The following is a 17,790-nucleotide window of genomic DNA, read 5'->3' on the forward strand; positions in this document are numbered from 1 at the left end:
ATAGGGTGCGACGGCGAACGCCCGTGTGAATCGGGCCACGGAATACGGTTTTTCCCTTTCTACAGTTTCAATAAATCGGCGGCCAGCAAGCCAAAGGTTTGCACCGCCGAGTCGTCTTTGTTGTTGACCAGCATGATGATCACCATTTGTTTCGTTTTCGAGGTCACGAGCAGGCTGCTAAAACCACCCGTGCCGCCGGATTTCAGCACCCCGTCGAATTCGGGGTCGGTGAGCACCCAGCCCAGGCCCTGACGGCCGTCGGTGGCCGACACAAACGAAACCTGCCGGGTAGGGGCCAGGATCTTCTCCAGCGGGCTGTCGCCCCGCAGGTGTGCCTGTCCGAATTTCATCAAATCAGTACCCGACGACACCAGAATACCGGCGGCTGCAAAACCGCCCAGGTTTTTCCAGCGGGCCACGGTTTTGCCCGAGGCATCATAGCCCTGCGCCATCCGCTTTTCCTGCTCCGCCGACAACGTTATTCCCGTATCATTCATCTGGAGCGGCCCGGTAATGCGCTCGCGGACCAGCGTTTCGTAAGTCTGCCGGGTGTTGCGTTCGAGCAGAATCCCGGCCAGCCCGAACGCCAGATTCGAGTAGCTGTAGGTTGTTCCGGGGGTGTTGGTCAGCCCCCGGTTTTTCAGGTAATTGTAAACCTGAGTGCTGTCGAAATGCTGGAACGGATTAGCCGGATTGTAGCCGGGGGCACTGATTAGGTCCGGGGCCAGGGTGCCGTCTTCGGGCAGGCCGCTGGAATAATCCAGCAAGTGCCTGAAAGTCATCGGTTTGTTGTTCTTGCTGGCTCCCGAACGGGCTTCGGCAGGAAGATAGGCAGCTACCGGGGTGTCAAGTGTCAACTGGTTCTGTTGAAGCCAGTCGATTACCAGAGCGGCCGTGATTGGTTTGGTGATTGAGCCGATTTCGAACAGGGTATTGGCACCGGGGCGCTGGCCCGAGCCTTTGGCCGTCTCGCCGTATTCGTACCAACTCACGGTGCCTTGCCGGTAAACGCCGACCAGCGCACCGACATGCACTTTTTGCCGAAAATAAGGCCGTAGTCGGGCATCGATGGTTTTATCCTGCTCCGATTGAAGCGGATTATTGGTCGAAAGGTCGTCGACGGGTGTACCATCTTCTTGGGTGCAACCGGCCATTGCCAGAACGGCCAAAAGGACAAACCATTTGTTTTTTTTCATCGGTGTGTAAGAAAAACGGGTAAGCCAAAGATCGGTACTGTTGCCCCGCAAATCCACAGAAAACCGGCTGAATCTTGAAAATTACCATGTGAACAGGGCAAATTGAGCCGTAGTGATCAGGGGCCTGGCATAAAAAAAGCCATCGAGAGACAGTTGATAGTCCAAGTGAAAAACATAGCGTGTCAACGTAGGATGATGCGGTTAATATAGAATCGCATCCTAAAATCCGAAGTGGTGTTACGGCACTGACGGTTAATAAGTTAGTTTTCTTCCAGCCACTGCCGGAATTCGCGCACCCGGCTGGCCGACACCACGATCGGCTTCGGCGTTTGAACCGCCAGTTTGATCGCATACCGGCTACCGGGATAGGTTTCTACTTCCCGAATGGCCTTGACATGAATGATATGCTGGCGCGAAATCCGGAAAAAATCGGTCGGCGACAACAGGGCTGTCAAGTCGTCCATGCGGTAGTCGACCACGTATTTACGGCCTCCGGTGTCGTACAGGGTTACGTAATTGCCTTCCACTTCGAAGTAAGCGACCTGGCTGGTGTCGATCAACTTGAGGCCGGTACCGACCCGGATGGCGAAGCGGGTTTTGTAGACCGGTTTCAGGTTTTGCACGGCTTCGCGCAGGTCCGTGAGGTCGGCGCGGGAAATCCGCGATGCGGTTTCCGCTACGCGCTGAATGCTGCCTTTCAGTTCAGCAGGATCGATGGGCTTGAGCAGGTAGTCAACACCTTTGACCTGAAACGCCCGCAGCGCGTACTGATCGAAGGCCGTTGTGAAGATGACCGGCGCACCTGGTTCGGTTTCTTCAAAAATCCGGAAGCTCAGGCCGTCGGACAACTGGATGTCCATGAAAATCAAGTCGATTCGGGGCTTCTCCGAAAACCACGCTACGGCATCCTCAATCGTGGTCAGGTGTTCGACGACCTGCACCTGCGGAGCCACCTCGGCCAGCAACCGACACAACTCCTGGTAAGCAGGGTATTCGTCTTCGATAATTACGGCGTTCATAGTTTTTAGTTAAGAGTTAAGAGTTATGAGTTGCGCTGCCTCAATGGAATAGAATGCGTCAGCCAACTCATAATTCATAACTCATAATTCATCATTCATAACAGTGGTAGTTTAACGGTAAACCAGTCGGTGGTTTCTTGAATGGATAATTGCTTGTCGGTCAGGTAACTGTAGCGGGTTTGGATGTTGGTCAGACCCATGCCCGACGAATACACCTGGTCGATTTTGGGTTGGCGGTTATTGCGTACAATCAGTTGATCGCCCTCCCGGTAGACCTGAATCCGCAGCGGTTTTTTAATCGAAACCATGTTGTGCTTGACCGCATTTTCGACCAGCATCTGCACCACCAAAGGCGGCACGTAACCACTGGAATGAACCGCGTTTCCCGGATCAATTTGCAGGGCCGGGCCGAAACGGGCCTGGAGTAAATTCCCGTAAGCAGTCAGAAACTGAAGTTCCTGCTGCAAAGGCACCAGGTCGGCATCCCGGTTTTCGAGGACATAGCGGTAGACCCGGGCGAGTTGCTGAATGCAGTCGCGGGCGCGGGCGGGGTCCTGGTGCGTGAGCGAGGCCAGCGTGTTGAGCGAATTGAACAGAAAATGCGGATTGAGCTGGCTTTTCAGGGTCGCCAGTTGGGCTAACGCTTTTTCTTTCTCCAGCGTTTCACTGCGCACCAGTTCGCGACGCCAGTAGGCAAAAAAATCCGTCGAACTATAAATTGCGGCCCCGATCATCGTAATCAGAAAAGCAAACAGCAGGTCGTGAAAGTTACGCGAGGGTTCGTTTTCGGCTTCGTTGAACAGCACCATAAACAATTGCAACTCGGCCAGCAGCACCAGTACGGCCCCTAAACCCGACAGGAAAATAGTAAACAATAGTTTTCGGTAGGGTGCATCCCGCCAGCTCAGCCAGCGGTCGGAGAACCACTTGACCGGCCTGATGACCAGCCAGAAGACCACAAGGGTGAGCACAATTCCGTTGACTGTCAGCAACAGCAGCAAATCGGGTTGCCAGCCCACTACATTCAAGTCACTCACAAACCCCAGCAGGAGCGTAAAGCCAAACAACTGCCACAGCAGCGTCCGGGCCGAAAACGGTTTTTTACCAGCCTCTTCAGGTCGGGGAGGAGCAGTCCGTTCGAGGTTATTCATCATCAATCCATTCAGCGGTCCTTTGGCGCAGGTTCGTTGAGGGCCCCAAGTTCCGGAATCGAGCCGGTTTTGAAAAGCAGTATCCCGATGAAGGTAGAATTACCGCCTTTGAAGTCTGGTTTAGACCGGATGAACGGCCAAATACAACGCCAGCCTCCCAAGTTTTCCGCTCTTTCGGGCTGAAATCATGAGAAACTGACGCGGTAATTCGCAATCGGAAGAGACGAGCGATAATGATCAATCGCCAAGAGCAATGCGCTCTATTTTCGGACGGTTACCCGCAGGAAGGTCGCCGGTATGGATGTCTCATTTTCCCGGGAACTTTGATTCTGACTGACAAACAGCGCTTCCAGTTCACGCTGTAGCTCATCCGTTTTTCCGTTCTTTTCGGCGGCTTCAAATGCATTCATAGTCGGGCCGTAGTAGGTCCGGAACCGGCTCAGGAACTCGGCGGGCGGAAAGGCCGCGTTGAAAGTGTAGGTGTCCCTTTCAAACGTGATATTCCCGGCCGGTATTCCGGTTTGTCCGAAGCGTTCGAGCACCTGGCTCTCGACGCCCCACAGCATGGGACTGACAAAGCCCTCCGGGGGCGGGGGCGTGTAAGCCGAACTGATTTTCAGGATCTGGGCGACCAGGGTCGGGTCGCCCGGAATCCAGTTACCCATTACAATGCGGCCACCGGGTCGGGTCACTCGTACCATTTCCCGGGCTACGTCGAACGGTTTGGGCGCGAACATGGCCCCGAAGATGCTGATAACCAGATCGAATGTTTCGTCTTTTAATTCACTCAGATTCGTGGCGTCGCCTTCCCGGAAGGTACAGGTGGTCAACCCTTCGCTTTGTACCCGCTTGTTACCGGCTTCAACCAGATTCCGGGCAATATCGACACCTAACACCTCAGCGCCCGCTTTGGCGGCTGGTATGGCGGTCGTGCCGTCACCGCAACCCAGGTCGAGTACCTTCAGGCCTTCTGTAATGCCGATTTTTTCGACCAGAACGGCACCGCTTTCGCGCATTGTTTCGGCCAGGCGAGTAAAATCACCTTTTTCCCATAATGCTTTGTTTGGATTCATGCTTTATTGTTTAATGCGTTAACATGAAAAGGGATGGATACACATTGCAAGAGCCTGGTTGGGAGCGAAAACCGGTCAGTTTCAGGCTTTAAAACCCGGATGCTACCCAAAACAGGCGCGGTAGGACGCCGGAAACAAACCCCGCTAAACTTGGGCAAAGGTATCGGGCATTTTCGTCGGAACCGTCACCGAAATCAGTGATTTAGAAGTCCCTGAACCGGGTGATTTTGGGCGGCTCGCTACTTGACCGTCTGAACTGGCAGGAAACTGCCAATGGCTTAAAAGTCGGGAAATCAGCCGATCTGGTGACAAATGTCACTGACTTTCCGGTACTTAAGTCCGTGTTTCGTACAAAAAAAGGCCATGAAAAAGAACATTGGATTTTCCGACAAAACCGTTCGTATGCTGATTGCTGCTGTCCTGTTGGGCGTGTTCATCGCCGACCTCCTGAGCGGAGTATGGGCTGCGGTGGCGCTGATCGTCGCTGGACTGATGATTGTGACCAGTCTGGTGAACTTTTGTCCCTTGTATCACCTTCTGGGAATTAGTACCTTCCGTCGGAAAAAGATGTCCTGAAGCCGGATGGCTGGTCTGGAGCGGATTCGACCGATTCCGTACCGACACATCGGGTCCGAATAGATTCGCGAATGGTGAACGACAGTCAACGTGTTTTTGACGCCCTGCAGGGACATTTCGAACCGGCATTGATTGAAGAAATCAGCCGGGTCGGAATTGAACAGGAAATTGAAGAAGGCGACTATCTGATTCGTCCGGGCAGTTACGTTCGGTCGGTACCGATTCTGCTGAGCGGTTCGGTCAAAATCATGCGGCCTGATGCCGAGGGGCGCGAAGCATTGCTCTACCACCTGGGTGGGCTGGATTCCTGCGCCATGTCGCTGACGTGCTGTCTGGAAAACAAACCGAGCGAAATTGTGGCCGTGGCCGAAGAAAAAACGCGGCTGATCGCCATTCCGATTGGAAAGGTGGAAGAATGGATTTGCCGGTTTCCGACCTGGAAACAATTCGTTTTTCGCACCTACCAGCGCCGGTTCGACGACATGATTGCGACCATCGACAGCATCGCGTTTCAGAAACTCGATGAGCGGCTGCTGACCTACCTGCGCAAAAAAACGCAGAATGCCCAGTCGGCGGTTTTGCAGATCACGCACGAAGAAATTGCCCGCGAAATGGCGACCTCCCGCGAAGTGATCTCCCGGTTATTGAAACAACTCGAACGGGTGGGCTACCTCCGGTTGTCGCGAAACAAAATCGAAATTCTGGATAAAAACCGCTTCCGTGTGACATAAATCACGGAAAGCGCCCGGTTTCGTGCCGTGTTTTGCTGAAAAAACGGCATGAGTACACAGGTGATTCTGGGCTTTTTAGCCTCCATCCTGATCGGCGTGGTGCTGGGGCTGGTCGGGGGCGGAGGCAGTATTCTGACGCTGCCGGTGCTGGTGTACCTGCTCGGCATCAATCCGGCTATCTCCACCACCTATTCGCTGTTTGTGGTCGGCACGACCTCGCTGGTCGGCACGGCCCGATACCTGCGGCAAGGGCTGATCAATTACCCGGCCGCGCTGGCGTTTTCGCTGCCCTCGTTCGGCGCCGTTTACCTCACCCGCACCTACCTCGTTCCGGCCCTGCCTGACCCGGTTTTCGCCACGTCGGTTTTCTCGCTGAGTAAAAACGTGACCATCATGGTCGTCTTTGGGCTGGTGATGCTGGCCGCTTCGGGGGCCCTGATTCGTGACCCATTGCCGGATTCCGACGTTTCCGGAAAACCGCCCCGACTGAATCCGCAGTTGCTGGCGCTCGAAGGGGTGCTGGTGGGAGTGCTCACGGGTTTCGTTGGGGCCGGGGGCGGTTTTCTAATCATTCCCTCGCTGGTGATGCTGGCCCGGTTGCCGGTTAAAATGGCGGTCGGAACGTCGCTGCTCATCATCGCGGCCAACTCACTGATCGGTTTTCTGAGCGGGTTGTCACAAGTGGCCATCGATTGGCGGTTTTTGCTCGAATTTACGGCGCTGGCGGTGGTCGGTATTCTGTTCGGGAGTTACCTCGCGCGCTTTATTTCCGGGCAGAAACTAAAAAAGGCATTCGGCTGGTTTGTACTTGTGATGGGGGTGTACATCATCCTAAAAGAAACATTTTTTTAAGCGCATCGTCTTGTAATAAAAGTCACTGACGGCCCGAAAGAAGCGCCGTAGTTTTGCTTTCTGAACGATAAACCTGAAGTATGGAAATAATTGAATGGCTCCGGAAGCCCTGGCCCTGGTACGTGGCTGGCCCGTTGATTGGGCTGACGGTGCCCGCGTTGCTGTTGATTGGCAATAAATCATTCGGAATTTCGTCGTCGCTGCGGCACATCTGCGCGGCTTGCCTACCGGCCGGACTCCCGTTTTTTACGTACAACTGGAAAAAAGAAAGCTGGAATCTGCTGTTTGTTGCGGGCATATTCGTGGGCGGTTTTCTGGCGACGCAGTTTCTGGCGAGTCCCGATGCGATTCGGATTGCGTCCGAAACCGTTGCGGCCCTGCACGGTCTGGGCATTCGGGACTTCTCCGGCTTGATGCCCTCGGATTTGTTCCAGGCCAGCAATTTGTTTACGCTCAGGGGCTTGGTTTTCTTTGTGGCAGGCGGTTTTCTGGTTGGTTTCGGAACGCGGATGGCGGGCGGCTGCACCTCCGGTCATTCGATCATGGGCCTTTCCAACCTGCAATGGCCCTCGCTCGTGGCGACCTGCTGTTTTATGGCGGGCGGTTTTGCCATGACGCACCTGATTCTGCCGTATCTCCTGCAATGGTTTTAACGAACACAACAATCAACGTACACCATGAAAGAGATTATTTCTGAGCAGGAACTAACCTGCGATGCCCCCAACGACATGAAACGGCCCGAAACCGGGTTGGCGAACCTTAAATACGGGCTACTGGGGGTTGCGTTCGGAATTGTTTTTGTCAAAGCCGAAATCATCTCCTGGTTCCGGATTCAGGAGATGTTCCGGCTCCACAGTTTTCACATGTATGGTGTCATCGGCTCGGCGGTACTGGTGGGGATGCTGTCGGTCTGGCTAATCAAACGGTTTGACATCAAAACCCTGGCGGGCGAAAAAGTCGTCTTTCATCCGAAACAATTTCATTCGGGCCAGATTTGGGGTGGTTTGCTGTTCGGCCTGGGCTGGGCCATCACCGGCGCTTGTCCGGGGCCGTTGTTCGCGCAGATCGGCAGCGGTTTTCTGGTCGTCACAGTTACCCTTCTGAGCGCCATTGCCGGAACCTGGGTGTACGGTTATTGGCGAAGTCGGAAGGGCTAAAACCAAATAATTGGATTGCGGATCGGCAGGTTGCGCAGCACTTCTTCCACCTGCGGCTTGTGATCCAGTTTCTGCCAGGCTGTCAGCCAGTTTTTCTCCTTGAACGCCACTGCTCCAAACGCCAGAAATGGGTGCGCCACGGGCCAGTCGTTCCAGTACATTACATCCGGTTTTAGGGGCCAGCGGCTTTTGTCGGCCACGAACGGGTACAGATATCGGATGCCTTTTTCGATGCTGCGCCCGTCGGGGGTCTGATAGGTCCAGAGGTTGTCGGCGGGGGTCGCCAGAATCTGACAAATCGTGGTCATGGCATCCAGGTTGAACAGCGAATAACCGTACGGTTTGGTCCGGCGGAGTTCGAGCGGAAAGCTCCCGTCAGCGGCCATCTGCTCGGGCAGCAACACGGTTTTGTAGCGATTTCGGCAGAAGGCCAACACGGAATCGTTGCGGGTCAGTCGGGCAAACGAAGCTGCCTGCATGACCCAGCAGGTGGCGTGGTTGTTTTTGGCGTTCATCTCGTCCCGGCCGTACGGATGCGTGGTCAGCCAGGTGAGGTAATTGGCAAACCATCGCCGGATGGCGGCCACGGCGCGCGGGTCGCAGCTTTTTGCCTTTTCCATGACCATCAACCCCTGCGCCACTTCCATCAGGTGAATGGTGTCGATGATGCCGATGCCCCGGCCCGTGGCCCGGCCTTTGATGGCCTGTGCGTAGAGCAGGGATGGATTCATGCGGGTAGTCGTGTCGATAAACCAGGCGTTGAGGTGCCGCAAAGCGTGCCGGACGTAGGTTTCATCCCGAGTGACGACGTAAGCCGACGCCAGCGCCCCCACAACCCGGCTGAACCGGATCATGGCCTGGCGGTGGGCCACAAAATTGTCTGGATTGGTCATGCCGTCGCGCTGGATGTATGGCCCCTGCGGATTCGTGGAGTCCGGCCACCAGTAGTCGCCCTCCGAGAAAAAGTCATGTTTGCTGCCCGTGCTCCGGGGCGAGGTCTGGGCCGTCACGGTCACCGGTTGTTGTTGCATCGCCCAGTGGGCTTCGGCCAGAATCGTCGGTTTTAGCGTGGAAACGACGGTTTTGGGCGGTTGGCTGTGTGCTCGCCCAACGACCATCAGGCCAATCAGAAGAAGAAAAAGAAACCGCATCAGTAGCGAATGAAAGATAGAGCCCGGGAAAACAACCATGCATAAACGGATAATAAAGCGGTTCTTCGAGCGATCTACTCGCCTGGCAGTGAGCTAATTTTTATGCTGATAGAACGAAATCAACGAACGGACAAAAGGATACGGCGGTAGCGGGTCAGCGCGGGCTGGCCCGAGTCGGTCACCGTCAACAGCAGCGGAATGGTTTGGGGCTGGGCGGTGGCAGCAATACGCACGGTCAGACGCGGAGTGCGGTCACCTTCCAGCACGACAACCGGCGATGCGGTTTGGGGGTAAACCTGCCAGTGGTACGAGAGCGAATGCCCGTCGGGGTCCGACGACTTTCCGGCGTCGAATCGGATGCGGTTTCCGGGCGCTGCCAACTGCGTGATCGGCTGGTGGGTGGCATCGCCATTGACTACAATCCGGGGGTGATGATTGGCCGCTCCATAAGGTTTCGTACACCACTGCAAACGGGCTTCGAAATCGGCCTGCCAGTCGGCGCGCCAGCGATAGACAGCGGCCATGTACGGCGTCGGATCGGTCGCAACAGCGGCCGTGGAATCGGCCTGATCCTGAAAAAAGCCGGTTTCGTTTCGTCGGAAAAAACCGCTCCATCCACCCAGTTCCGGTTTTTCGGGAATGGGTAAGCCATTGGGAATCAAGCTGAGGAATGAGGGCGTGTCGCCCTCCTTGATGCCCTTTACCCGTCCGATTCGCGCGCTCCAGATGTCGCCCCCCGCGTAGTTAGGGTACAGCGCGCCGAGCCGATTGCCGCTGCCCTGAATGCGGGTAGCCACCCAGGTCGAGTCGACCAGCCGGATGTTGCCGCCCCGGTACATACCCCGGAAATTGTGCCGGTTCAGGATGTAAAAGAGTGATGGAAATTCCGCGCGAATCCACGGACCCGTGGCGTCCTGATCGCTGATGGCGTGAACGCGCAGTTTCCGGACAAAAGCCTGCACGGCCTCGGCCGAACGGGTTTGCCGGACCTTCCAGAGTGCCTGGGCCAGATCCGTCGTGCCACCCCAGACGCACACCCAGACCGGGCGCGGATCGGGCCGGTCAACGACCCGGATGATCCATTCCGACGCATCCGTGTCGAGCCCCAGGCCGACGCTGCCCGTAACCGGAATCGTTGGCCCGGCCAGTGGCTGCCCGGCTTTGACCAACGTTTTTAAGTAACTGGCCGATGGATAGGCTCGGTCGTGCTTTAAAAGGGTCGGCTGAACAGTTTCGTACGCGTCAATTACCTGTTGAATCAAGCCCGGTTTTACCCGTTGACCGTGTCTCAAATTCGAGGAAGCAATCAGGCCCTCAATCTGTAATTCGTTGGTATACAGCATGAGCCGGATCAGCGATTGGCCATCGTCGGGTTCGGCAACGCCCGCTTGCAGGCTGCTGATGTCGGTTAAAATCAGCACCCGGGGCTTTTCCGGATTTTCCAGGCGGGGTGAAGTTTCCATTCCGCTGAAAAGGAACGCCAGCAAGCCCAGCGGGCTGGCCCAAATCCAGGGAATGCCTGATCGTTTCAGCGAGGAAAACCGCATCATGGAGGTCCGTTTTTACTGGGGAGTTTGTACGAACTCGTTTATATTTTCCTTCGTGATGCGCAGCAAACCGGTGTTGACCGTGGCCGGAATCGTGGTGATGTCGGAGCGCGCGCCGGTGTGTCCCAGTTGGTTCGTTTGGTGCACCATGTCGTACAGAAATTGCGCGCCGTACCAGGTGAACAACTCGCGTTTCTGGCCCGCCAGCATCTGAATGACGCCGTCCTGGACCAACCGCAGATGTTCCGGTTCCCAGTCGACGGTCGTGATCTTGACCTTCCCGGCTTTTCCGGCTTCCCGAACCGCCAGTGCCATACCCGGCCCGGAGTTGGAGTCGAAACCGCACAAACCGGTCAGGTCGGGATGAGCCGCCAGCAGGTCGGCGGTGATGCGGGCGGCTGCTTCCACGTTCGCTTTGTCGTCGAATTTTCCCACAACTTCAATGCCCGGATGCTGTTTCAACACGTCGAGCAGTCCCCGAAAACCGTCTTCCATGTTCGTCAGGCCCAGGATGCCCATGTAGGCGATCTTGCCTTTACCGCCCAGCAACTTCACCATTTCGCGGCCCTGCATTTGCCCGATTTCGTACCAGTTAGTGCCCAGAAAAGCGTGCCGGTTCGAGTTCGGAATGTCCGAATCGTACACCACCGTCGGAATCCCGGCGGCCACGGCTTTGTTGATCACCGGAGCCAGGGCTGGATCGGTGCCGTTGATGAGCAGGCCCGACGGCCGCGTGCCGATCACCTCCTCGATGGTGTTGATCTGCGCCGGAACATCCCAGTCGGCCGGGCCAAGAATGGACACCTTGACGTTGCGCGCGTCGCCCCAGCGCCGGAACGTGGCCTGGTCGTGGTTGACGTACATCGGCATGGTCACGGCTGTCGTCACCATCACGTATTCTTCCTCCGCCCCGGTTTCGGCGGCTGTCGTGGCCGTTCGCAGGGCGGTGGAATTGCCCGCGCCCCGGGGAGGCAGTTCGCAGGCCAGCAGCAGGAGCAGCGGGAGGAGGGCCAGTTGTTTCATGGCGAAATCGAAATTAGCGGTTTTGTCGTTGCAGTGCCAGATCGCTCCAGACGGCGGCAATCAGAATCAAGCCAAGGATGATTTCCTGCCAGTAGCCCGACACCCGGGCCAGAATCATGACGTTGCTGACGAGGCCCATGAACAGCGCCCCGAGTAGCGCCCCCAGAATTTTGCCGTGCCCGCCCGACAGGCTGGCCCCGCCCAGAATCACCGCCGTGATGACGCGCAGTTCGAGGCCCCGGCCCGCCGTGGGTAAGGCTGTGCCCAGCCGCGACGCCAGCAGCAATCCGGCGACCCCCGCCAGCAGGGCGGTCAGCACGAAGCTCCATAGCTTCATTCGCCGGACGCGAATGCCCGACAGATCGGCCGCCCGTTCATTGCCGCCTATGTAATAATACCGCCGAAAAAAGACCGAGCGATTGGCCAGAAAGGAGAAAATGCTCACCGTCAGCAGCATGTACCAAACCGGCATTTGCACGCCCAGCAGCCTCGATTGCCCAATGGCGTTGAACCAGTAGGGGAGATTCTGAATACCCGAACCGCCCAGTAACAGCGTGGCCCCCCGCACGATACCCATCATCGCCAGCGTCTGAATCATCGGGTTAATGCCTTGATAGGCAATGAGGTAACCGTTGGTCAGGCCCACCAGCCCGGCGCTGAGCAACCCGAGCAGCAGGGCCAGGGGCACCGGCCAGCCCAGTGAGACCATCGCCATCGCGGCCATTCCGCCCGAAAACGCCACCACCGAACCGACCGACAGATCGAACACCCCGCTGATGAGCAGCAGCATCATGCCGACGGCCACGATGGTATCGATCGACATATTGAGCAGAATCTGACTCAGATTGCCGAAGGTCGGAAACGTTTGCGGAAAAACAACAGCGGCCCCCGCGCCGATTAGCAAAATCAGCCCGGCCAGGGAATAAATCCGGTCGCGCAGCAGGACTCGCATGACGGCCGGGTCTTAGCGTTGCGTGATGTCTTTCACCTGCTCGCGAATGTCGTCCATCTCGAAGATATGCTGCCAGCCCTCGCGGAACAGAATCGGCTTGGCGCGTTTCGAGATTTTGTAGGCCGCATCCGAGAACGTGCCGTTGACTTCCTTGAACAAAACCGCAATCTGGATGCGCAAATGGCCCAGCACAAAATCACGGGCGGCTGCTTCCGGAACGCCCAGCGACACAATTTTGTCGTAGCCTTCCCGCACGACTTCCATGCAGGTTTGCGCCAGTGTCTCGACCATCGCTGGTTCCAGCATCGCCATCTGTTCCAGCGTGATCCGGTGCGTTTTGTCAATCGGCCCGTACATGTCCTGCGATACTTTTTCGCCCAGCGCGTAATGGTCTTCGCTGCCGTGCATCAGGGCCACTACGATGGACTGCTTGGCCGAAATACCGCCGTAGAAATCCCGGAAAGCTGCTTCGGTGGGTTCCCAGTTGAAAACCGAGGGGTGACAGGGGTGGGCGATGACGTAGCCCAGCTCGTCGCGGTGGAAAAGTACGCCGTCGAGCGGGGCGGCCGGGTCCAGCGTCAGCACGAGCGCCCCCGGTTTCATGGCCGGAATAAGGTTTTCCGAAATCCGGCCAATCGCCACATCCGGCACGGCCAGAATCACCACGTCGGCATCCGGAATTACCTCGCCGGGCTGGCTGGTCGTGACGCCCCGTTGCCGGAGGTTTTCGCAGCCCTGCTCACTGACTTCCAGGTAGGCCACGTCGTAGTCGGGATATTTCAGGAAATTGTCGGTCAACCGGCAGCCCATTTTGCCACCCGCACCGACCAGCACGATCTTGCGCATAAAAATTGGGTAAGGAGTTTAAAAATCGAGTCCGTTAATTGTTCGTAAAAACCGGATACTTTCGTCAGCCCAGGCCGCTTCTTTATCAAGGGTGGTCGGCAAATCCGGTTCCGGTACAACCCACTGTTCCAGAATAGCTGTCTGACAACGGCCCTGCGCCTGAATCGTTTCGACCAGCCAGGGAATGTTCAGCATCCCTTGTCCGGCGATTCGCCCGTCGATCTGGAAGCCCATCAGATGCGGCAAACGCGCGATGCCGAAATCCTTCAAATGCAGGTTCACCGTGTACGGGGCCAGCGTCCGAACCACTTCGTGCAACCCTTCGCCCGCACCCATCGAATTGACCGAATCCAGGCAAATTCCGACCCAAGGGCTTCCGACGCGCTCGATGATCCCGGCAAATTCCCGCGCTAACAGCCGGTCGTGGTTTTCCAGCCCCAGCGTTAGGTTGTTGGTCCGCAGCGCCGGTTCGGCATTCCGGAGCAGCGCCACCACCGCATCGACCGACGGTTCGTAACCCGGCGCATCGACCACAAACCGCAGTAGGCGGCTTTCCAACGGCTCGCACAAGTCAATGTATCGCTGCAAATGACTGTCTGTTAACCCACGTGCCCCCACTTCAAGAGCGACGCTTTCCCGTTTCGCCCGTTGGTGCAGCGCGTGAAGTCGTTCGGGCAAGAACTCATGGAGCGGCAAATTGTCGCCAACCTGTACCAACCGAACACCAAATGCCCCGGCCCGGTCCAGTAAACCGACCTCATCCAGCGCAGAAGTGGGGCGGTTTTCCGGCGTACCGACGGCCCAGCCGTAGGTATAGGTGCTGATTCCCAGTTGCATCGGCTCAGAGCGATTGTCGTAACAGTAAACCGCCCGGATTGGCTAGTTTCGCCCGTTTACGCTCGGTCAGCAGTTGCCCAGCGGTTTGGCCCATCTGGGCAAAATCCGTTGAAATCACGGTGATGCCGCCCGCCAGAATCTCCTTCATCGGCGTGTCGTCGTACGAGATCAGACCAATATCCTGCCCCAGTTGCCAGTTCATCCGGCTGGCGTGTTTGATGAACGCAATCAGGTCGCGGTCGGCAAACAGCAGATACGCTTCGCCCGGCTGAACGAGGTCGTCGCGGTAATTGTCGACCACGGCGCATTCAAAACCGGTTTCGTCGCCAAACCGCCGAAAACCGGCCAGCGTGCCCGCCGGAATGTATTGGAAATGCGCTTTCGACCGCACCAGCGTCAGTTTCCGGTAGTTCAGAAGCGACGGCAAACCGGCCACCAGCGACTGATACATATCGGTTTCAAAGTCCTGATAAACAGCCGCGTACTCACCCGGTAAGGACGGAAGGTCCTGGTCGATCAGCAGCAGTTTGTCGGGCGGAATCTGCTGCACAATACCTGTTACGTCAGTATCAAAATGCGGCATGAGCACGTAGGCGTTGTAGCGGCCCAGGCCATTCCGCACCAGACTTTCGAACACCTGCGGGTTGTAATGGTGAAAGAAAATGCTCAGGGCTGTATCGGCGGGCAGAGCGGTTTTTAGCGCTTCGTACAGCGTTTCCTTGTAAGCGTTCAGCGTATCAAAAATCACCAGCACGTTCAGGGGCGTCCGCACGTCGGTGCTGGCCACATAAAAGCCTTTGCCGTGCTGGGAGCGAATGACGCCCCGTTGCCGGAGTTCTTCGTACGCCTTCGCCACCGTTACTTTGCCAATCTGTTGCAATTCAGCTAGTTCGCTAATGGAAGGCAACTGCTGCCCGTGCGTGAGCGTGCCGCGTTCGATGGCCGTCAGCACCGACTCGATAAGCTGCTGGTATTTCGGTTGTCCATCCTGAGAAAGCGCGGGCCAGACGAGCGAAGAAGCTTCCATGTGCCGTATAATTTTTACCGGAAAGGGGGTTGCATTACATGGAAAAACGGCTACTTTTGCTCAGAACCACTAGAGTAGAGTACAGTAGAGTTTCCGGGGCAAAAGTAGTAGCTTTTTATTTTTCTGCAATAATTTCATGCAAAAATTAAAATTTGCGGTGATCGGGACCGGTTTTTGGGCCAATTACCAGATACCGGCCTGGCTGATGCTGGATGGTGTGGAACTGGTAGCGCTTTACAACCGCACCCGCAGCAAGGCCGAGGAATTTGCCCGTCAGTTTGCCGTGCCGCATGTGTACGACAACATCAATGAACTGCTGGACCGGCACGCCGACGAACTCGACTTTGTCGACATCATCACCGATGTGGACACGCACGCCCTGTTCACCGACAAAGCAGCCGCGCGGGGGCTGGACGTGATTTGCCAGAAACCGATGGCCCCGAATCTAGAAACCGCCCGGGCGATGGTCGAAACCTGCCAGCGGGCGGGCGTCCGTTTTTACATCCACGAAAATTTCCGCTGGCAAACGCCCCTGCGGGCGCTGAAAGCAAGGCTGGATTCGGGCATCATTGGTCGGCCGTTCAAGGCGCGGGTGAGCTTTTGCTCGGCCTTCCCGGTTTTTGACAATCAGCCGTTTCTGGCCGAACTCGACCAGTTTATCCTGACCGATATTGGCTCGCACACGCTGGATGTGTGCCGGTTTCTGTTCGGGGAAGCGACTTCGCTATATAGCCAGACCACCCGCGTGAATCCGGCCATCAAAGGCGAAGACGTTGCCCATGTCTTGATACAAATGCGCTCAGGATTAACGTGTTACGCCGAAATGTCGTACGCGTCTATTCTTGAACAGGAAGCCTTCCCGCAAACGCTGGTGGCGGTCGAGGGCGAAACCGGTTCGATTGTGTTGACACACGGTTTTGAACTGCGCATCACGACCCGCGATGCGGCCGGAAAAACCGAAACCCGGTCGGAAAACGCGGTTCCCATGGCTTATCCGTGGGCCGATCCGGCTTATGCCGTCGTGCATTCGTCCATTGTGGATTGCAACCGGAATCTGCTGGCTGATTTGCAGGGCCGGGGCCAGGCCGAAACCACTGGGGTGGATAATTTGGAAACCGTGCGGCTGGTTCACGCGGCTTACGACTCGGCGGCCCGCAACGAGGTGATTCATTTGTAACGCCATGCTCAACCTTCACCAGATCAGCAAAGCGTTTCCGGGCGTCCGGGCTCTCCGCGACGTTTCGTTCGAGGTTCAGGCGGGTGAAGTTCACGCGCTTTGTGGCGAAAACGGGGCCGGGAAGAGCACCTTGCTCAACATCCTGACCGGCAACCTCCCACCCGACACCGGCCGGATCGAATTCCGGGGCAAAACCGTTCAGTTCGGTGGTCCGGCTGAGGCAACGCGGCTGGGCATTGCGATTGTCTATCAGCAACTGAGCCTGGTCGATAGCCTGTCGGTGGCCGAGAATATTTTTGCCAACCGTCAACCCCGCAACCGCTGGGGCCTGATCCGCCAGCGGGCACTTTACGATCAGACCAGCTCGCTATTGACCGAGCTGAACATCGCTCAGATTCAGCCGGATACGTGGGTGGGTGAGTTGTCGGCGGGGCAGAAGCAGATGGTCGAAATTGCCAAGGCGCTGTCGCAAAAACCGGATTTGCTGCTGCTCGATGAGCCAACCGCTTCGCTGACCGAACGCGAAATCCGGACGCTGTTTGAGCTGATCCGCCAACTGAAAACCGCCGGGAAGGCGGTGGTGTACATTTCACACCGGCTTTCCGAAATTTTCAGCATCGCCGACCGGGTTTCGGTCCTGAAAGATGGCACCTACCAGGGCACCTTGCCGGTGCACGAAACCAGCGCCGACGAACTGGTTCGACGGATGGTGGGGCGGAATGTGCTGCTGGAACGCACGGTTTCGAAAGCCCGACCGGAAGTGGTGCTGGCAGTTGAAAAACTGTCGGGACAGCGGTTTTCGAATGTTTCGTTCGAACTGCACCGGGGCGAAATCCTGGGGCTGGCCGGGTTGGTCGGGGCCGGACGCACGGAATTGGCCCGGGCCATTTTCGGTATCGACGGGCGCACATCCGGCGCGGTGCGGCTGCACGGAAAACCGCTGAAGATTCGGCATCCGGCCGACGCCATCCGGGTGGGAGTGGGCTACTTGCCCGAAGAACGTAAAGTCCTGGGCCTGTTTCCGGAGCAAACCGTGACGCAGAATGTGGTGGTCACCCAGCCTTCCTTGACCCCAGCGGGCTGGTTGGATGCGACGGCTAGCGCTGCCAGGGCGGAGTCGTTCCGGCAGCGACTGGACATTCGGACGCCCTCGGTGCAAACCGCCGTTGGCACCTTGAGCGGGGGCAATCAGCAGAAAGTGTTGCTGGCCCGCTGGCTGCTGACGAACCCCGAGGTGTTGATCGTGGACGAGCCGACCCACGGCATCGATGTGGGAGCTAAAGCCGATATTTATGCCCTGCTCCGCCAACTGGCCGCCGAGGGAAAGGCAATTTTGTTAATTTCGAGCGAATTACCGGAATTGTTGCTGCTTGCCGACCGGATTCTGGTGATGCGCGAAGGCCACCTGACCGGCGAACTGCCGGGCGAATCGGCCACCGAGCAGCAGGTGATGCAACTGGCAATGGTTGACTAAC

Annotated in this window: 18 protein-coding genes; 7 read left to right on the forward strand and 11 right to left on the reverse strand. The window is 57.0% G+C overall.

Going from position 1 to position 17,790, the window contains the following annotated elements; translation table 11 throughout:
- Positions 1 to 59 precede the first annotated feature (59 nt).
- The 4 genes from ACO2Q8_RS23690 to ACO2Q8_RS23705 form a co-directional block, all read right to left on the reverse strand.
- A complete protein-coding gene (locus ACO2Q8_RS23690; protein ID WP_423347356.1) occupies positions 60 to 1,196 on the reverse strand; it encodes a serine hydrolase domain-containing protein in 1,137 nt (378 codons plus the stop codon).
- Between the two features lie 260 nt (positions 1,197 to 1,456).
- Complete coding sequence (locus tag ACO2Q8_RS23695; protein ID WP_423347357.1) at positions 1,457 to 2,215, reverse strand: LytR/AlgR family response regulator transcription factor; 759 nt, start codon at positions 2,213 to 2,215, stop codon at positions 1,457 to 1,459.
- Positions 2,216 to 2,310: 95 nt separating this feature from the next.
- On the reverse strand, positions 2,311 to 3,366 hold the full coding sequence (locus tag ACO2Q8_RS23700; protein WP_423347358.1) for a sensor histidine kinase: 1,056 nt from the start codon (positions 3,364 to 3,366) through the stop codon (positions 2,311 to 2,313).
- A 260-nt stretch (positions 3,367 to 3,626) separates the two neighbouring features.
- Positions 3,627 to 4,439: a class I SAM-dependent methyltransferase gene (locus tag ACO2Q8_RS23705; RefSeq protein WP_423347359.1), complete on the reverse strand. Its 813-nt coding sequence runs from the start codon at positions 4,437 to 4,439 to the stop codon at positions 3,627 to 3,629.
- Between the two features lie 363 nt (positions 4,440 to 4,802).
- Between ACO2Q8_RS23705 and ACO2Q8_RS23710 the strand changes: the two genes are divergently transcribed.
- The 5 genes from ACO2Q8_RS23710 to ACO2Q8_RS23730 all read left to right on the forward strand — a co-directional run bounded on the left by ACO2Q8_RS23710 (position 4,803) and on the right by ACO2Q8_RS23730 (position 7,755).
- Complete coding sequence (locus tag ACO2Q8_RS23710) at positions 4,803 to 5,015, forward strand: YgaP family membrane protein (RefSeq protein ID WP_423347360.1); 213 nt, start codon at positions 4,803 to 4,805, stop codon at positions 5,013 to 5,015.
- A gap of 71 nt (positions 5,016 to 5,086) precedes the next feature.
- Positions 5,087 to 5,746: a Crp/Fnr family transcriptional regulator gene (locus ACO2Q8_RS23715; protein WP_423347361.1), complete on the forward strand. Its 660-nt coding sequence runs from the start codon at positions 5,087 to 5,089 to the stop codon at positions 5,744 to 5,746.
- A 48-nt stretch (positions 5,747 to 5,794) separates the two neighbouring features.
- Positions 5,795 to 6,598 (forward strand): sulfite exporter TauE/SafE family protein, encoded by an 804-nt coding sequence (locus ACO2Q8_RS23720; RefSeq protein WP_423347362.1) that lies wholly within the window; start codon positions 5,795 to 5,797, stop codon positions 6,596 to 6,598.
- 80 nt (positions 6,599 to 6,678) lie between these two features.
- Complete coding sequence (locus ACO2Q8_RS23725) at positions 6,679 to 7,251, forward strand: YeeE/YedE family protein (protein ID WP_423347363.1); 573 nt, start codon at positions 6,679 to 6,681, stop codon at positions 7,249 to 7,251.
- A gap of 24 nt (positions 7,252 to 7,275) precedes the next feature.
- Positions 7,276 to 7,755, forward strand: coding sequence for a DUF6691 family protein (locus ACO2Q8_RS23730; protein ID WP_423347364.1), 480 nt, complete (start codon positions 7,276 to 7,278; stop codon positions 7,753 to 7,755).
- Here the strand turns inward: ACO2Q8_RS23730 and ACO2Q8_RS23735 are convergent.
- The 7 genes from ACO2Q8_RS23735 to ACO2Q8_RS23765 form a co-directional block, all read right to left on the reverse strand.
- The gene (locus tag ACO2Q8_RS23735) at positions 7,752 to 8,906 is read right to left on the reverse strand and encodes an alginate lyase family protein (protein WP_423347365.1); all 1,155 of its coding nucleotides are present in this window, start codon (positions 8,904 to 8,906) and stop codon (positions 7,752 to 7,754) included. The two genes, ACO2Q8_RS23730 and ACO2Q8_RS23735, sit on opposite strands and share 4 nt — an antisense overlap.
- A 119-nt stretch (positions 8,907 to 9,025) precedes the next feature.
- Entirely contained in the window at positions 9,026 to 10,456 is a 1,431-nt protein-coding gene (locus ACO2Q8_RS23740) for a nucleoside hydrolase-like domain-containing protein (protein WP_423347366.1), read from the reverse strand.
- Positions 10,457 to 10,468: 12 nt separating this feature from the next.
- On the reverse strand, positions 10,469 to 11,476 hold the full coding sequence (locus tag ACO2Q8_RS23745) for a substrate-binding domain-containing protein (RefSeq protein ID WP_423347367.1): 1,008 nt from the start codon (positions 11,474 to 11,476) through the stop codon (positions 10,469 to 10,471).
- Positions 11,477 to 11,489: 13 nt separating this feature from the next.
- Positions 11,490 to 12,428, reverse strand: coding sequence for an ABC transporter permease (locus tag ACO2Q8_RS23750; RefSeq protein WP_423347368.1), 939 nt, complete (start codon positions 12,426 to 12,428; stop codon positions 11,490 to 11,492).
- 12 nt (positions 12,429 to 12,440) lie between these two features.
- A complete protein-coding gene (locus ACO2Q8_RS23755; protein ID WP_423347369.1) occupies positions 12,441 to 13,274 on the reverse strand; it encodes a phosphogluconate dehydrogenase C-terminal domain-containing protein in 834 nt (277 codons plus the stop codon).
- Between the two features lie 18 nt (positions 13,275 to 13,292).
- Positions 13,293 to 14,111 carry a sugar phosphate isomerase/epimerase family protein gene (locus ACO2Q8_RS23760; protein ID WP_423347370.1) on the reverse strand — a complete coding sequence of 273 codons (819 nt, stop codon included), beginning with the start codon at positions 14,109 to 14,111 and terminating at the stop codon, positions 13,293 to 13,295.
- A 4-nt stretch (positions 14,112 to 14,115) separates the two neighbouring features.
- Positions 14,116 to 15,138, reverse strand: coding sequence for a GntR family transcriptional regulator (locus ACO2Q8_RS23765; protein WP_423347371.1), 1,023 nt, complete (start codon positions 15,136 to 15,138; stop codon positions 14,116 to 14,118).
- 136 nt (positions 15,139 to 15,274) lie between these two features.
- Between ACO2Q8_RS23765 and ACO2Q8_RS23770 the strand changes: the two genes are divergently transcribed.
- Both ACO2Q8_RS23770 and ACO2Q8_RS23775 read left to right on the forward strand, forming a co-directional pair.
- A complete protein-coding gene (locus ACO2Q8_RS23770; protein ID WP_423347372.1) occupies positions 15,275 to 16,315 on the forward strand; it encodes a Gfo/Idh/MocA family protein in 1,041 nt (346 codons plus the stop codon).
- Positions 16,316 to 16,319: 4 nt separating this feature from the next.
- Entirely contained in the window at positions 16,320 to 17,789 is a 1,470-nt protein-coding gene (locus tag ACO2Q8_RS23775; protein WP_423347373.1) for a sugar ABC transporter ATP-binding protein, read from the forward strand.
- Position 17,790: the final 1 nt, after the last annotated feature.

It is taken from the genome of Larkinella sp. VNQ87, from assembly GCF_049445795.1.
Lineage (GTDB): Bacteria > Bacteroidota > Bacteroidia > Cytophagales > Spirosomataceae > Larkinella.

What these genes read in the sequence shown, in the direction of transcription:
- ACO2Q8_RS23735 (WP_423347365.1), bottom strand. Translation starts at nt 8,906, where the DNA reads ATGCGGTTTCTTTTTCTTCTTCTGATTGGCCTGATGGTCGTTGGGCGA.
- ACO2Q8_RS23730 (WP_423347364.1), top strand. Translation starts at nt 7,276, where the DNA reads ATGAAAGAGATTATTTCTGAGCAGGAACTAACCTGCGATGCCCCCAAC.
- ACO2Q8_RS23765 (WP_423347371.1), bottom strand. Translation starts at nt 15,138, where the DNA reads ATGGAAGCTTCTTCGCTCGTCTGGCCCGCGCTTTCTCAGGATGGACAA.
- ACO2Q8_RS23705 (WP_423347359.1), bottom strand. Translation starts at nt 4,439, where the DNA reads ATGAATCCAAACAAAGCATTATGGGAAAAAGGTGATTTTACTCGCCTG.
- ACO2Q8_RS23775 (WP_423347373.1), top strand. Translation starts at nt 16,320, where the DNA reads ATGCTCAACCTTCACCAGATCAGCAAAGCGTTTCCGGGCGTCCGGGCT.
- ACO2Q8_RS23695 (WP_423347357.1), bottom strand. Translation starts at nt 2,215, where the DNA reads ATGAACGCCGTAATTATCGAAGACGAATACCCTGCTTACCAGGAGTTG.
- ACO2Q8_RS23770 (WP_423347372.1), top strand. Translation starts at nt 15,275, where the DNA reads ATGCAAAAATTAAAATTTGCGGTGATCGGGACCGGTTTTTGGGCCAAT.
- ACO2Q8_RS23750 (WP_423347368.1), bottom strand. Translation starts at nt 12,428, where the DNA reads ATGCGAGTCCTGCTGCGCGACCGGATTTATTCCCTGGCCGGGCTGATT.
- ACO2Q8_RS23725 (WP_423347363.1), top strand. Translation starts at nt 6,679, where the DNA reads ATGGAAATAATTGAATGGCTCCGGAAGCCCTGGCCCTGGTACGTGGCT.
- ACO2Q8_RS23720 (WP_423347362.1), top strand. Translation starts at nt 5,795, where the DNA reads ATGAGTACACAGGTGATTCTGGGCTTTTTAGCCTCCATCCTGATCGGC.
- ACO2Q8_RS23690 (WP_423347356.1), bottom strand. Translation starts at nt 1,196, where the DNA reads ATGAAAAAAAACAAATGGTTTGTCCTTTTGGCCGTTCTGGCAATGGCC.
- ACO2Q8_RS23740 (WP_423347366.1), bottom strand. Translation starts at nt 10,456, where the DNA reads ATGATGCGGTTTTCCTCGCTGAAACGATCAGGCATTCCCTGGATTTGG.
- ACO2Q8_RS23755 (WP_423347369.1), bottom strand. Translation starts at nt 13,274, where the DNA reads ATGCGCAAGATCGTGCTGGTCGGTGCGGGTGGCAAAATGGGCTGCCGG.
- ACO2Q8_RS23710 (WP_423347360.1), top strand. Translation starts at nt 4,803, where the DNA reads ATGAAAAAGAACATTGGATTTTCCGACAAAACCGTTCGTATGCTGATT.
- ACO2Q8_RS23715 (WP_423347361.1), top strand. Translation starts at nt 5,087, where the DNA reads ATGGTGAACGACAGTCAACGTGTTTTTGACGCCCTGCAGGGACATTTC.
- ACO2Q8_RS23700 (WP_423347358.1), bottom strand. Translation starts at nt 3,366, where the DNA reads ATGAATAACCTCGAACGGACTGCTCCTCCCCGACCTGAAGAGGCTGGT.
- ACO2Q8_RS23760 (WP_423347370.1), bottom strand. Translation starts at nt 14,111, where the DNA reads ATGCAACTGGGAATCAGCACCTATACCTACGGCTGGGCCGTCGGTACG.
- ACO2Q8_RS23745 (WP_423347367.1), bottom strand. Translation starts at nt 11,476, where the DNA reads ATGAAACAACTGGCCCTCCTCCCGCTGCTCCTGCTGCTGGCCTGCGAA.